We start from the raw sequence: 13,973 nt of genomic DNA, 5'->3' as shown, positions 1-13,973 counted from the left end.
AAAGTACGGAGACACTGTCATGCGCGCAGCAGCGTGGGGTATGGCAGGGGGGCTCATGGCGGCGAGCGTGCTGTTCGCGCCGGGGATGACGGCAGCGGCCGACCCGATCGGAGCGGGTAACGCCTACGCGACGATTGGCCAGCTGGAGGCCGCCGGGTACGACGTCAACATCGATCGGGTGGGCAGCGCCCCGCTCGACCAGTGCATCGTCACCAGCGTGCGGAATCCGCAAGACATCACGCGGACCATCCGGGTCGACAACGGCCGCAAGGGCGACAAGCGGAACTTCGACTACGTGACCATCGTGGTGCGTCGGACGATCACCGTCTCGCTCAACTGCGACGCGCGGACCTAAGCGGCGTCACCCGTCTTCGCGGGCGTCGTGTCCGCGCCGGTCTTGGTGTCTTTCTGCGGCTTGAGCTTGTCCAAGAGCCCACTGAGCGGACGCCTGTTCGTGGGTTGCGACGGCGGCTTCGGGACGAAATTGTTGACCGAGTCGCGGAACTCCTGCAACGGCTTGGGCCTGACCGCCTTGGGGGTGGTGGTGGTACCGCTGTTGTCGGCCGCCAGCGTCGGCTGCGTGTTCGTGACTTTGGCCGCATCGGAGCTATTTGTCTGCAAGGGCTGCGTCTGCTGCGGATTCACAGAGGTATCGCCGTAGCTACCCGAGCCGGTCGGTATCCCGACGTTGTCCTTCGCTAGCGTGCCGTCAGTCTTGTCGTAGACCGGTCCACCGACTCCGAATGGCCGGTAGACATTTGCCGTTCCGAGCGGCCGCGTATCGGTTCCGGTGGCTTGCTGGACGGTGTCGTCGAGGCCGACGGGGACCGCGCCAAGCGTGTTGCCGATCAATGCGACCGGGTTGCCGATCGGGATGATCTGGAACTGAACATGCTCGCCGGGGCTTTTGTCGCGGGCATAGGCGTCTTCGATCCACACCCGCAGGATCGCGTCCGGCAGCGCCAAAGCCGCGCTGGGCACGCCCAACGTGTGCAACGGCATCAGGATCGGTAGCCTGTCCGCGGGGATCATGTAGTAGTGGGTGTCCCCATAAACGCCTTGGTCGATGACGCCCGGCTCGGTGATGCTGTGCGACGGCACGTTGCCGTGCAGCTGTGCATATGCGGCGATGGAGTTGGCCATAGCCAGGACATTGAGCGGACGTGCCGGGGCGTCACCGCCGAGGAAGTCGTACTGCTGGGCGACGTCGACCGTGGGGTATTGGTAGGTGTCGTCGGTGGGATCGTCCGGGGTGCCGTTGTCGTCGCGGGCACTATTGGTCGGTGTCGGGCCATAGAAGGTGATGCCGATGATCGGAATCGTCATGCCCTCGAACCCGCGGCCGAGGATGCCGCCGTTCGGCCGCATCGGGTTGGCGGCCAATACGAATGAAGTGGGGGCAGCTGTGCTTTCGCCGGGATTCGTGATCAGGTCCCGCTTCACGAGCGAAGCGATCACAGCACTCTGCGAGTAACCAAAGACAACGAAGTCATCGCCTGGACCGGGATTCGGCGCGTCGGAGACGTCGCCGTTGTAGTCGCAGTCATCAGAAGCATCAAGGCAGCTGTGAAGATTCTTTCGGCCCTCGTCCACGGATTGGTCGAAAGTCGTGGTTCCGAAAACAGGGAAAAACTCCGCCGGGTACACGACCGCGACCGTCCGCGTCACCGGCCCATTCGTCTGCTGCGGGGTGCCGGCGGTCTCTGTCGCTGCGGGGTTGAGATAGTTCTGCACCACTTGGGCCATGTAGCCCTCGGCGAAGTCATTTTCTGCCGTAGACAGCGGATGCTGAGTGCCGCCCATGATCAACGCCGTCGTCGCAAGTAGCTGAACGGCGCTCGTGATCGCCGTACTCACCACCAGCGCCGGCACGGAGATCAACGCCACCAAGACAACAACCAGCGAACGCGCCAACGCCTTCATAGAGGATTAACCCTTCCCCACTCTAAGAATCGCACCGCACAACCTGAGCGACGATGTCTTCAGCCACTGCAGGTCCCCACCTCGCAGTACACCTGCATTTTGCCCTACAAACCATGAAAGGTACAGCGAAGGTACAGCGAAAGTTTAGGTTTTTCTCAGCAGAACTCAGAAGCTGCTGACTGCAACCAGCAACGGCTGTCCATCCCGCGAAGGCAAAACCGTTTGACGTGCGCCTCGGCCAGGGCGGCGTCGCCGATCTTCGCCGCGAATTCCCCACGTCGGCGGTTTGCCGACCGTAGGCTCATGGCGCAGATTTCCACCGACTCGGGAGACTCAATGACAAAACTGAGGGCAGGCGGCATCGCGATCCTGGCCATCATGGTCGGACTTAGCCTGGCTGGCTGTGGATCCGATGAAAAGAAGGCAGCCCCGACCACCTCGAGTTCCACCAAGAAGACCTCGGCCGCCCCGTCGCAGGAGGTCGCAAAGCCCAGCCCCACGATCCCCGACTACATCAAGCAGAACGGCATCACCGAAACGCCGGTGAAGCGTGGCGATCCCGGGTCTCCCGAAATCAACCTTCCCTTCCCTCCGGGCTGGGAGGACTTGGGTCCGCAGACGCCTCAGTGGGCCTGGGGCGGCATCAAGTACACCGGAGACCCGGCGATGGCTGACCATCCGCCGACGATCATCGCGCTGCTCTCCAAGCTCACTGGCAACGTCGATCCGGCCAAGATCCTCCAGTTCGCACCCGGCGAGATGAAGAACCTTCCCGGCTTTGAGGGCAGCGGTGACGGCCAGCCGAGCAAGCTCGGCGGTTTCGACGCCTGGGAGGTGGGCGGCACCTATATGAAGAAGGGTGTCAGGCACGCAGTGGCACAGAAGACGGTGACCATCCCGGCCGCCGACGGCCTTTTTGTCCTCCAGCTCAACGCCGACGGCACCGAGGATCAGATGGGCGTCCTCGCCGACGCCACCAAGGTGATCGACGACCAGACCACGATCACTCCAGCGCCCTAGCTTCAGGCCCGCGACACCGCCGACGCATCTGCCACCTGCTCGGCCGTCGGCCGCACACCCGTGTAGCGCTCGAACTGCTCGGCGGCCTGCAATGCGATCACTTCCGCGCCGGTGACCACCTTCACCCCCGCCCGGCGGGCTGCGGCGATAAGCGGTGTCTCCGACGGCATCGCGACGACGTCGAAGACAGTGTCCGCCTTCTCGATCATCGACGCGTCGAAGACACTGTCCCGCTCCTGCGGGCCGCCCGCCATCCCGACCGGTGTCACGTTGACGATGACGTCGGCCGTGCGTGAACCGACCTCCGCCGCATAGTCGTAGTCGAGCCGGCGCGCCAACGCGGCGCCGGTCTGCTCATTGCGGGCGACGATCACACCCTCGCGAAAACCGCTGTCACGAAACGCTGCACCCACCGCCCGAGCCATGCCACCGCTGCCGTAGATCAGCACCGACTGCGAGGCCTGCAGACCGTGCTCCCCGATGAGCCGTTGCACCGCAAGGTAATCCGTATTCGACGCGGTCAGATACCCGTCATCGTTGACGATAGTGTTGACTGTTTCGATCGCTTGCACCGAGTCATCGACCTCGTCGACCAGCGGGATCACGTCCTGCTTGAACGGCATCGACACCGAGCAGCCACGAATACCCAAAGCCCGTACACCACCGATGGCCGCGACGATGTCGGTCGTCGTGAACGCCTTGTAGATGAAGTCGAGCCCCAGCACGTCGTACAAGTAATTGTGAAACCTGGTCCCGATATTGCTTGGCCTAGCCGCCAGCGATATGCACAGCCGGGTGTTCTTGCTCAGCGGCGCCCGCATCAGCTGACGGTACCCATGACTTGTCTTGCCATGCTGTGGATTTCGCGGTACATCTCTCGCGAGATCGACAGGTCGCGCAAGGGCGGCACATCGATGACCGTCGTCACGACGCCAAGGTCATCTCTCTGCCAGTGCGCCCCGAACCGGTCCAGGATCTTGCGCATCGACAGGTTGTCGGACAGCACCCGCGCCGTGAAGCGCCGTATCCCGTCGCCGCGCGCCGCAACGGCCAGCGCCACCATCAGAAATGACCCGACGCCGCGCCCCTGGTAGTCATCGCCGACGATGAACGCCACCTCCGCCAGCGTCGGATCGGTTTCGTCGCGCACGAACCGGGCGTCGGCGACGACGGGACCCTCCTTGCCCTCGGTCATCACCCAGACGAAGTGGTGCTTGTAGTCCACCTCGAATAGATACGTCATCAACGCCTTGGTCGGTGTACGGGGGGTCTGGAACCTGCGGTACAACGTCTCGCTGGAAAACTCGATCGTGCCATCCGACGCGCGTTCGCTGTCACCCGGCAGCACCGGCCGCAGATATAGCCAAGAGCCGTCACGCATCTGGATGGGAATCGGCGTGATGAATGCGGCCAGCCGTTGCCGCGCCGTCCGCAACAGCTTCTCCATCATGCCCGGGAGCTCGAGCATGGCGGCAAACGCACCGTGGCCGCCGATCCATCCGGTAACTGGCTCGGCCGCAACGACGGTCGCGGTTCGCGGCGTCTCACGCAACAGCGCGATCTCGCCGACGATCAACGGCGGTGAGGCTTCCAGCGCGATCGGCATACCATCGCTACCGGTGTGCGTGATCTCCGTCGTTCCTGAATTGATCAACAGGAACGATTCTGCGCGTTCGCCCTGGCGCATCAAGACGCGGCCCGCCGGCGCGTCCAGCGGGCGCAGTCGCGCCGCCAGCGACTCCAGAGCTTCTGGACGGAGCCCCTTGAAGATGTCCAGGGCGGCGAGTTCGTCGGCGCTGACGGCCGGCAGTCCGGCCACGTCACGAGGCTACCGCTTCACTCTCCCACCGGCCTGTAGATCTCCGTGGCCTCGGTGCGCCCCCGCAACACCTCGCGGCCCGCGGCCGCCCAATGTTTGCGTTCGCCGGCATCGGCCCGGTCAACGGCAGCGGAGGCGCACATGATCCGTCCTTCCGACTTCTTCGCAAGATCGGCCAGCCGCGCCGCCTCGTTCACCGGATCACCGATCACCGTGTACTCGTAGCGGTTCTCGGCGCCGATATTGCCCGCGAAGACCGGCCCCGCCGAAACGCCGATCCCGAAGTCGACCCGCGGCAGCTCACGCAGTTCCTCCGCGAGTGTGCGTGCCGTCGCCAACGCGGCCGACGCAGCACTGTCGCTGTGAAACGGGGCGCCGAAGATCGCCAGCGCGGCGTCGCCTTGGAATTTGTTGATCATCCCGTCGCGCGCGTCGACGGCGTTGACAACGATCCGGAAGAAATCGTTAAGCACCTCGGCGACGTCTTCGGGCGGACGGCTCGCCGCCAGCTCCGTCGACCCGGTCAAATCAATGAACAGGATCGCGGTCTCCTCGACGCCGCCCGACATCGTCGCGCCCTCTTCGATGGCCCGCCGCGCGACGTTGGCGCCAACGTGGCGACCGAACAGGTCACGCACCCGTTCCCGCTCGGCCAACCCGGCCACCATGCGATTGAAACCGCTTTGCAGCCTGCCGATTTCGGACCGCTCGAAGACATCGACTTCGGTATCGAAACGTCCTCGCTCCACCTCCGCCATGGCTTTGACAACGTCGTGGATCGGATCGGATATCGACCTCGAGGTGAGAATCATCGTCGGCATTCCCAGCACCACAGCGGCGAGTGCGATCACCAGCACGGCCATCTCTACCGACGCCGTACGCGGGATCAGCCAGCCGTTCGACCGCACCACGACGAGTGCCACGATGACGAAACATGGCAGCGCGCTGCACAGGAGCCACAGCAGGATGAGCCGTGCCAGCACTCCGGGTGCGGCGATGAGGCGCTCGGAGGTGCTGGTCGCGGCCGCCAGGATCGGCCGAACGATCCTCAATGTCAGGAGAAGCGCGATGCCCGCTGCCGCAGAGCCGCCCAAGATCACCCCCAAGGCGGTCGGCACAATCACCGGGATGCCGCCGTCGTGGTTTATCAAGACGGACATTGCGCCACTGACAACCCAGGTGCCCGCGAGAAGCGAGGACTGGCGAGTCAGCAGCCTGGTCAACGCCCTTCGCTGATTGTCGTCAGGCTCCAGGCCCGCGCTGAACCAACGAAGGGTCGGAATTATGTTCATGATGCCGCCGATGACGACCACGATCGTACTGATGGCGACAAGGACGGCGGACGCGACGATGTTCGTCGTCGTGAAATAGTTGTGCGCGCCCGTGAGGGCCTGGCCGCCGAGAGGGATCAAGATGGCGACGGCCGCGCTGACCGACAGGAGATACGCAGCGGCAAGCCGGCCCGCATAGTCGGCCGCCATCCTGCTCATGTGAACAAACTAGCCGCCGAACTAGGGAATCGGCTTGAACTCCAAGTGCAATTCGGCCAGCCCGCGCATGATGAATGTCGGCTCGTAGCGATACCGGCGGGCCTCCGCGGGGCCGTGATGCTACTCAGTTGGTTCGCGCTGGGTGCATGCAGATCCGCGGGGTGAGGCCTCGCGCGAGGCGATCTCGAAGAACCTTCGCAGGCGACAGTGTTCGGCTTCCTCAATCGTGCCGAATGAGTGATCTATCCCCCAGGGCCGTTGGGCCACTTGAGAAGTGAGCCACCATCGACACGGATCTGCTGTCCGGTGATGTAGCGGCTTTCGGCGCTGGCCAGAAACACCGCGAGATTGGCCATATCCTCGGGTTCGATGTAGGGAATCGGCATGGCCTGGAAGATGGTGAACAGCGGCTCGGCGTCCTCGCGTGTGGCTTGCTTACCCGCTTGAGTCAAGTCGGGACGGAACATGCTGTACATGCCGTCGTTCTGCAACAGATGTGTGTTGCAGTTCGTCGGGTGGATCGCGTTGACTCGAATCATCCGCTCCGCCAGCGCCATCGACATCTCTTCGACATACTCCATCAGGACCCGCTTGCTCCAGCCGTACCCACGGCCACCGGGTCCCATATTCGGGTTGTCAGTGGTGCCGCGGATCATTCCGGCGGTCGAACCTGTGATGATGATCGATGATCCATTGGGTAGATGTGGGATGGTAGCGGCGACGGTGTTCATCACGCCGAGCAAGTCGACATCACTGGCGTCCACGAACGACATCGCATCGTGTGGTCGACTCATCGCCATCGGCAGAATGCCGGCGTTGGCCAAGACGATGTCGATTTTTCCTAGGTCGGCCAGGCCCGCCTCGACGGCTTCACGCAGTTCGTGCCGCTCGCGGACGTCGGCGATCTTCGCCACCACACGGCGCCCGGTTTCCTTGACCGAACGCTCCGTCTCCGACAGGTCGTCTGGAGTCGCCAGCGGGTATGGGTTCGACGGAATATCGCGGCAGATGTCGACCGCGATTATGTCGGCTCCCTCCTTGGCCATCGCGATGGCGTGAGCACGTCCCTGCCCCCGCGCCGCACCTGTGATGAATGCGACCTTGCCCTCGAGTCGTCCAGCCATTCGCCCTCCGCGGATTGTGCGGCGCGCCGAATTTCGCGCACCCGCTCGATGCCCGAACCTAAGGTATGCAGGTTACAGACTATAGCAGACGGGACAAAAGTTTGGTTTGCCAGACCTCGAGGCACGGGTGTGGAACGACATCTGCCAAACACCTCTCCCAGTCGCGACGCTTCAGTTGCATTTCAGCAGGTAGAGACCGTCCAATCGGGCTCCCATCTGGTAGCGTTTACCAAACATTGGGTCGCCGCTTGGCTCATGGCACGAGCGAAGTCGTTGGAGGAGTCGTGGGACGTCGCGATGTGACAGCCAGGCGCAGCCCGCCGAAGCGCGCATCTCGCCCCGCGGCCACCGGTCACGCGTATGACGACGGCACTCGACGCACCGAGATCCTCCAGACGGCGGCTTCGCTAATAGCCACCTCCGGTCTGCGGACATCGCTGCAGGAGATCGCCGACGCCGCGGGGATACTGCCAGGCAGCCTCTACCATCATTTCGAATCCAAAGAAGCGATTCTCGTGGAGTTACTGCGCCGCTATCACGAGGACCTCGACCGGATCGCCGAGCAGGCTCAAGTCAAGCTGGACGACCCGTCCCCGCTGTCGGCCTTCGATCGGATCGTGGACTTGAGTACGGCAATAGCGCAGTGCGGTGTCACACACCGGGCCGCGCTGCAGATGTCGTTCTACGAAGGGCCGAGCAGCAATCGCGAACTTACATCGCTGGCCCAGCGCAGGCCGACGAACATGCTGCAGGCCATGCTGCAAACCCTGCGGGCGGCCAGGTGGAGCGGCTATATCCGATCGGACGTCGACCTTCCTGTGTTGGCCGACCGGATCGTCCAGACCATGCTTCAGGTCGGCCTCGACGTGATCCGGCAGAACGCCGGCCCGGACCAGGTGGCCACCTTGATGTGCCGGATCATCCTGGAAGGGCTGGCGGCCGTGCCCCCGACCGATGAAGATCTCGACAAGTCCGCGGCGTTCCTCGCGGCCGACGCCGTCGTGCGGTCCTGGACCGACGACAGCGAGGCCGAGACCGACGACAAGGCAGCCCATGTGCGCGCAGTTGCGCGAGCGGAGTTCGGCCGCAAGGGATATGAGGTCACAACCATCCGTGACATCGCGTCGGCAGCCGGAATGGGGACGGGCACCGTGTACCGATTGATCGGGTCGAAGGACGAACTGCTGGCTTCGATCATGCAGTCGTTCGGCGAGAAGGTCGCCATGGGCTGGACCAAGGTGCTGGGTGCCGAGTCCACGCTCGTCGAGAAGTTGGATGCGCTGAGTTGGATCAATACCAACGCGATGGACCGGTTCGGCGACGAATTCCGCATTCAGCTCGCCTGGATGCGGCAATCTCCTCCGGACACCCCGAACCCGGGCTGGCTGTTCACCAAGCGTGTGCGGCAGATGAAAAGCATGTTGGCGCAGGGCTTACGGACGGGGGAGATCAGTATCGACAGCCCGTCCAACGAGCTGCTGGCTCGTGCCGTCATCGGGATCGGCTGGATTCCCGAAAACATCCTTCGCGAACTGGGCACGCGCCAGTCGCTCACACACGTCCGGGACACGATGCTTCGCGGTGTCGTCGAGCGCGACGTGTAACGCCAGTCGACTCCGACGCCAACGCCGAGCAACGACGGGATCTGCGCCAGGCTGATCCGTATTCGAGACTCCCTGAGATGCAGCTACTTCAGATGCGCCCACCGCTCACATCCGGCAATCATGGGCCGGTGGCGGAGCCGATGGACCAAATGCTTGTTCTTAGGTAAACTGCGGAAGAGTGCCCGAACGTCCTGCAGAGTGCAGGAACAACACGCAAACAGTCGAGGACTCTTCTCATGGACGCCACCGGCAACCGCCGATCTGGCTGGGACCCGAACGCAATCCGTCAGCTGATCAACGCCGCCCGCCCCATCGGCAGGCGCTGGTTTCGGTGGGAAGTGCACGGCATGGAATCGTTCCCGCAGAGCGGCGGCGCATTGGCCGTCTCCAACCACTCCGGCGGCATCCTTACCCTTGACACGTTGATTTTCAGCACTGCGTTCTACGACCGCTTCGGCTATGACCGTCCGGTGCTCACGCTGGGACACGATGCCTTGTTCACTGGTCCCATTGGTGACTGGATGTCGCGCATCGGAGTCATTCCGGCGAACCGGGCGATAGCCACCGAAGCGATCGAGTCGGGCGGGGTGGTACTGGTCTTTCCCGGCGGCATTTACGACGCCTATCGGCCGACACTGCGCGAGAACGTCATCGACTTCAACGGGCGCACCGGCTACGTGGCCACGGCCGTGGCGGCGGGCGCACCGATAGTTCCGGTGGTGTCGATCGGGGGGCAACAGAGCCAGCTCTTCCTGACGCGCGGCACCTGGATCGCGAAACGGCTCGGACTCAGTCGGTTCCGGTCCGACATCCTGCCCATCACCGTGGGCTTCCCGTTCGGGATCAGTGCGGTCATCCCCATCAACCTGCCCCTGCCGACGAAGATCGTCACGCGGGTGCTCCCCCCGATCGACATCGCCGCACGGTTCGGTGACGATCCCGACATCGCTGAGGTGGACGCGCATGTCCGGTCGATCATGCAGACGGCGCTAAACGAACTCGCCGAGCAGCGCCGCCTTCCACTTTTTGGCTGATTGCCCAGCGTGCGCCCTACATGCCGCAGGCGCAACGGATTTCAGCAAATGAATCGCGCATCGCGTCGGTGACCTCGTGGACGTCGTCGACCGTCGCGTCATCGGCGAGCACCGAGATATTGAGCTGATCGACGTAGCTCCACACGGTGATATTGATGCCACATCCGGGCGCCAACGGTCCCACCGAATAGATTTCGTCGACCCGAGCGCCGTCCAGATGACCGTACTCGCGCGGGCCGGGAACATTGGAAACCGGGATGTTCATCAGGCGCCGATCGGTGTCGTGCTCAGCGACCCAACGCAGAGCCGAGGCGGCGGCGACAGGTGGTATGTAGCCCATCACCCGCCCGTAGAGTTCCTGGTCGAAAATCTGTTGAGACTCCTTGGCAATCGTGGTGGCTTTCGCAATCAGCCGAATGCGCTCCAGCGGGTCGTCTATGTGCACCGGCAACGACACCGCTAAACCGCCGATCTCGTTGCCGGTGACGCGTTCAGTCGACGGATTCGTGCTGAGCGGCACCGAGGCGACAATCGGTTGATCTGCGGCTCCGTCGTAGCGCAACGACAGCGTGCGCAAAGCTCCCGCGGCGATCGCCAGCACCACGTCGTTGATGGTCACCCGAAGGTGTGTGGCGGTCTGTTTGGCGTGGGATAGCCGTACCGATTCGCTGGCGAAAGTGCGAGCCGGCGAGACCACATGGTTGAGAAACGTCGCCGGAGCGCGCATCAGCCGGGCGAAGTCCTCCAGCTTGCCGCGTTCACGCGAGCGCTGTCGCAACCGCCACGATCCGACCGCGACGTCGCGAACAACTTTGGGCAGCTCGACGAGCTGCTGAACGTGGTCGCGACCTGCTTCCCGTAGCAGCCGCGCGGATGACGGCGGCTCACAGGCCGCGATGGGCGTCGACTCCGCAGTGCCTGAGCCATACACGTCCAGCAACCGGGCGAGCAGGTTGGCCGAAGCGATCCCGTCGGCGAGCGCATGGTGCACCTTGGCGATCAGCGCCCATCGGCCGTCCGCCAGCCCCTCGGCGAAATGAAACTCCCACAGCGGGTATCGGCGGTCCAAAGGCGTGCTCGCCACTTCACCGATGACGCGGTCGAGTTCCCGCCTGCCCCCGGGAGCGGGCAACCGCAGCCGGCGAAGGTGATAATCGAGGTCGACGTCGCAGTTCTCCAGCCACATCGGATGGTGTATGCGCCAGGGGATGTCGACGAGCTTGTACCGCAACGGCTCCAGAAGATGAAGCCGCCGTGCAAGTGCTTGCCGGAAGGCGTCGAAGTCGGCCTCGGGATCACGGTCGCCGGTGTCGAGCATTGCGATTTTGAGTGTGTGGGTGTGCACGTTGGGCGTTTCGCTGTAAAGAAGCAGGGCGTCCATTCCGTTCAGGCGCTTCACTGCTCACCTCGCGTACGTTGATGCAAATCGCGCAGAAGCCAGAAGAGTCCGAGACGTTCAGGCGTCGGGAGCGGACTTGAATTCGAGGTGCAGTTCGGCTAGCCCGCGCATGATGAAAGTCGGCTCGTAGGTGTATCTGCGGGCCTCCGCGGGACCGTGGTGTTCTTCGGAGATCCGGAAGTCGGTCATTCGGTCAAGGATCCGGTTCACCGAGATCCGCCCCTCCGAACGCGCCAGCGGGGCGCCGGGACACGAGTGCACACCCCGGATGAATGCGATCTGCTCGCGCACGTTGCGACGGTCGGGCCGGAAGGTGTCGGGATCTTCGAATTTGCGGGGGTCTCGATTGCACGCGCCAGGCAACAACATCACCGTGGTCCCCGCCGGCACCGGGGTGTCCCCGATGGTCGTCGACGTGCGCGCCATCCGGAAGTGGGACTTGACAGGGCTTTCCATCCGCAGCGTCTCCTCCAGGAATGCGGGGATCCGGCCGCGGTCCTCGCGCAGGAAGGTTTCGTACTCGGGGTTCTCGGCGATGATGCGCATCGCGGAACTCACCAGCTTTGTGGTGGTTTCGGTCCCTGCGGCGAACAAGAACGTCGAAAGGTTCATCACGTCTTCGATGTCCGGCGTCGACCCGTCTTCGTACTTGGCCTGCGCCAACTCCGTGAGGACGTCCTCGCGCGGCTCGCGCCTTCGGTCCTCGATGTAGGCGTAGAACTTGTCGTTGAGCCACTGCAGTGGGTTATGCGTTGTCGGCGCTTCTTCACCGAGTTGGCCCACCAGTTCGCCTGCGAAGACGGCGCGAAATTCCGCGTGATCTTCGGCGGGCACTCCGAGAAGGTCTGCGATGACCAACAGCGAGAAGGGCTTCGCGTAATCCTCGAGGAACTCGCAGGCACCGCGGGCGATGAAGGTGTCGATCTGTTCATCGGCCAGACGCCACATGAAGTCCTCATTCTCCTTGAGACGTTTTGGAGTGATGAGCTTGTTCATCAGCCCGCGCGTCCGAGTGTGCAACGGCGGATCCTGTGTGGTGATGTGCTCACTCATCGGAACCGAGCTGCGGTGTTCCTCGATGAGCTCCGAGACATCGTCGCCGCCAGGCCCGAACGGCAGCCCGGAGAACGGACCCGCCACCGACACGCACGACGAGAACGCGGGATCCTTGTAGACCGCCAGTGCCTCCTCATACCCGGTGACCACCATCACGTTGAATGGCGTAGCTTGCGTTACGGGACATTTCGACCGGAGATAGTCGAAGTACGCATAGGGATCGGGAACGAGGGCCTCATCGGTGAAGAAGTCGACTGTTTCGAAATCGGTCAAGACGTACTCCTAGGAGGGGTCGAAAAGGACGGGCAGGGATGTCGGTGAACGGAACACCTGTCCGCGGATGTGCGGGTCGTCGCCGTCGGGATCCAACCGGAGATTCGGCAGGCGGTCCAGCAGAAGATTGATGGCCGTGCGCATTTCGAGGCGCGCGAGGTGCATGCCGAGGCATACGTGCACGCCGTGCCCCCAGCCGAGATTGGCCTTGGCCTGCCGGAAGATGTCGAATTTGTTGGGATCCGGATAGCGTTCCTCCTGCCGGTTGGCCGAACCCAGCATCGGCATCACCGTCGCGCCAGCCGGGATGCGCACCCCTCCCAACTCGGTGTCGCGTGTCGCAACTCGCGTGATCGTCAGTAGCGGTGGCTCCCACCGCACACCTTCTTCTATCGCCTGCGGAAGTAACGAGCGGTCTTCACGAATCGCATTGAGCTGGTCGGGATCTGACAACAACGCGAAAAGCAGACTGCCCAGCGCTCGGTAAGTGGTCTCGACACCCGCGGGAAGTAGCAGCCGAAGGAACGAATAGATTTCCTCGTCCGCCAGTTTTTCGCCGTCGATCTCCGCCTCGGCGAGCCGGCTGATCAGGTCGTCCTGCGGCTCGGCGCGCCGCGCCTCGAGAATCGGTGCGAAATAGTCGCACAGGGCCGCCGATGCCGCCAGTCCCCTTTCCGGGTTCATGATCCAGCTCAGCAGCGAGATGGACCAACGCTGGAACTGGGGATAATCCGCCTGCGGCAATCCGAGAAGACCCGCGATGATCTGGCTGGGGTAGTCGAACGTGAACTCTTTCACCAGATCGGCTTTGCCTTTACTGGCGAATTTGTCGATCAACGAGTTGCCCACGCGACCGACGAGTTCGTCCTCCCACTTGGCCAACGCCTTCTGGCTGAACGCTTTCGAGACCAGCGAGCGGAGCCGGCCGTGAATCGGCTCGTCCATCCCGAGCATCACGCCTTCACCTAGCACGGGGCCGAACGCGTCGATCACGCCCTTTGACGAAAACGTCTCGTTGTCGCGCAACATCTGCTGCACGTCCTCATGCCGGTAGACGATGAACATGGGCAGTGATTCCTCGTGGGGCAACGCCCCAGAGGTTTCCAGGCGCTGCACCGGCTCCTCACGGCGCAGCCGCGCCAGTTCGGTGTAGGGATCGCGAACGTCACCTGATATCGCGTCGTCGAAGCTACCGAAATCCTCGAGATCATCGAAAAGCTGTTCCATTACT

The 13,973-nt window shown here is 63.3% G+C and carries 12 protein-coding genes; 4 read left to right on the top strand and 8 right to left on the bottom strand.

Annotated elements, in window-relative coordinates:
- The first annotated feature begins 19 nt into the window (after positions 1-19).
- The gene (locus A5651_RS00340) at positions 20-355 is read left to right on the top strand and encodes a hypothetical protein (protein WP_066974443.1); all 336 of its coding nucleotides are present in this window, start codon (positions 20-22) and stop codon (positions 353-355) included.
- Here A5651_RS00340 and A5651_RS00335 read toward each other — a convergent pair.
- On the bottom strand, positions 352-1,923 hold the full coding sequence (locus A5651_RS00335) for a PE-PPE domain-containing protein (RefSeq protein ID WP_066974441.1): 1,572 nt from the start codon (positions 1,921-1,923) through the stop codon (positions 352-354). The two genes, A5651_RS00340 and A5651_RS00335, sit on opposite strands and share 4 nt — an antisense overlap.
- A 303-nt stretch (positions 1,924-2,226) precedes the next feature.
- On the opposite strand from A5651_RS00335, the gene A5651_RS00330 reads away from it, so the two are divergent.
- Complete coding sequence (locus A5651_RS00330) at positions 2,227-2,943, top strand: LpqN/LpqT family lipoprotein (RefSeq protein ID WP_231988429.1); 717 nt, start codon at positions 2,227-2,229, stop codon at positions 2,941-2,943.
- A 2-nt stretch (positions 2,944-2,945) separates the two neighbouring features.
- Here A5651_RS00330 and A5651_RS00325 read toward each other — a convergent pair whose 3' ends face one another.
- The 4 genes from A5651_RS00325 to A5651_RS00310 form a co-directional block, all read right to left on the bottom strand.
- The gene (locus A5651_RS00325) at positions 2,946-3,764 is read right to left on the bottom strand and encodes a shikimate 5-dehydrogenase (protein ID WP_197496485.1); all 819 of its coding nucleotides are present in this window, start codon (positions 3,762-3,764) and stop codon (positions 2,946-2,948) included.
- Complete coding sequence (locus A5651_RS00320; RefSeq protein ID WP_066974437.1) at positions 3,764-4,762, bottom strand: GNAT family N-acetyltransferase; 999 nt, start codon at positions 4,760-4,762, stop codon at positions 3,764-3,766. Before A5651_RS00320 ends, A5651_RS00325 begins: the two co-directional genes overlap by 1 nt.
- A gap of 17 nt (positions 4,763-4,779) precedes the next feature.
- Positions 4,780-6,252 (bottom strand): adenylate/guanylate cyclase domain-containing protein, encoded by a 1,473-nt coding sequence (locus A5651_RS00315; protein WP_066974436.1) that lies wholly within the window; start codon positions 6,250-6,252, stop codon positions 4,780-4,782.
- Between the two features lie 242 nt (positions 6,253-6,494).
- Entirely contained in the window at positions 6,495-7,376 is an 882-nt protein-coding gene (locus A5651_RS00310) for a mycofactocin-coupled SDR family oxidoreductase (RefSeq protein ID WP_066974435.1), read from the bottom strand.
- Positions 7,377-7,660: 284 nt separating this feature from the next.
- Here A5651_RS00310 and A5651_RS00305 point away from each other — a divergent pair, with 284 nt between their 5' ends.
- Positions 7,661-8,980, top strand: a complete 1,320-nt coding sequence (locus A5651_RS00305; protein ID WP_082943501.1) for a TetR/AcrR family transcriptional regulator — start codon at positions 7,661-7,663, stop codon at positions 8,978-8,980.
- Positions 8,981-9,216: 236 nt separating this feature from the next.
- Positions 9,217-10,014, top strand: a complete 798-nt coding sequence (locus tag A5651_RS00300) for a lysophospholipid acyltransferase family protein (RefSeq protein ID WP_066974432.1) — start codon at positions 9,217-9,219, stop codon at positions 10,012-10,014.
- A gap of 16 nt (positions 10,015-10,030) precedes the next feature.
- Here the strand turns inward: A5651_RS00300 and A5651_RS00295 are convergent, their stop codons facing one another.
- Genes A5651_RS00295 through A5651_RS00285 form a run of 3 tightly spaced genes read right to left on the bottom strand, consistent with a single transcriptional unit; the run spans position 10,031 to position 13,969 of the window.
- Entirely contained in the window at positions 10,031-11,413 is a 1,383-nt protein-coding gene (locus A5651_RS00295) for a wax ester/triacylglycerol synthase family O-acyltransferase (RefSeq protein WP_066974430.1), read from the bottom strand.
- Positions 11,414-11,470: 57 nt separating this feature from the next.
- Complete coding sequence (locus A5651_RS00290; protein ID WP_066974429.1) at positions 11,471-12,742, bottom strand: cytochrome P450; 1,272 nt, start codon at positions 12,740-12,742, stop codon at positions 11,471-11,473.
- A gap of 9 nt (positions 12,743-12,751) precedes the next feature.
- Complete coding sequence (locus tag A5651_RS00285; RefSeq protein WP_066974427.1) at positions 12,752-13,969, bottom strand: cytochrome P450; 1,218 nt, start codon at positions 13,967-13,969, stop codon at positions 12,752-12,754.
- Positions 13,970-13,973 lie beyond the last annotated feature (4 nt).

It is taken from the genome of Mycobacterium sp. 1274761.0 (genome assembly GCF_001668615.1).
Taxonomy (GTDB): domain Bacteria; phylum Actinomycetota; class Actinomycetes; order Mycobacteriales; family Mycobacteriaceae; genus Mycobacterium.
Note: the sequence above shows the minus strand (reverse complement) of the source record. Positions and strands in the feature narration are given on the sequence as shown.

Bases quoted from the DNA above. Each gene is read 5' to 3' on its own strand.
- A5651_RS00325 (WP_197496485.1), bottom strand. From the start codon at position 3,764: ATGCGGGCGCCGCTGAGCAAGAACACCCGGCTGTGCATATCGCTGGCG.
- A5651_RS00340 (WP_066974443.1), top strand. From the start codon at position 20: ATGCGCGCAGCAGCGTGGGGTATGGCAGGGGGGCTCATGGCGGCGAGC.
- A5651_RS00310 (WP_066974435.1), bottom strand. From the start codon at position 7,376: ATGGCTGGACGACTCGAGGGCAAGGTCGCATTCATCACAGGTGCGGCG.
- A5651_RS00315 (WP_066974436.1), bottom strand. From the start codon at position 6,252: ATGAGCAGGATGGCGGCCGACTATGCGGGCCGGCTTGCCGCTGCGTAT.
- A5651_RS00300 (WP_066974432.1), top strand. From the start codon at position 9,217: ATGGACGCCACCGGCAACCGCCGATCTGGCTGGGACCCGAACGCAATC.
- A5651_RS00285 (WP_066974427.1), bottom strand. From the start codon at position 13,969: ATGGAACAGCTTTTCGATGATCTCGAGGATTTCGGTAGCTTCGACGAC.
- A5651_RS00330 (WP_231988429.1), top strand. From the start codon at position 2,227: ATGGCGCAGATTTCCACCGACTCGGGAGACTCAATGACAAAACTGAGG.
- A5651_RS00335 (WP_066974441.1), bottom strand. From the start codon at position 1,923: ATGAAGGCGTTGGCGCGTTCGCTGGTTGTTGTCTTGGTGGCGTTGATC.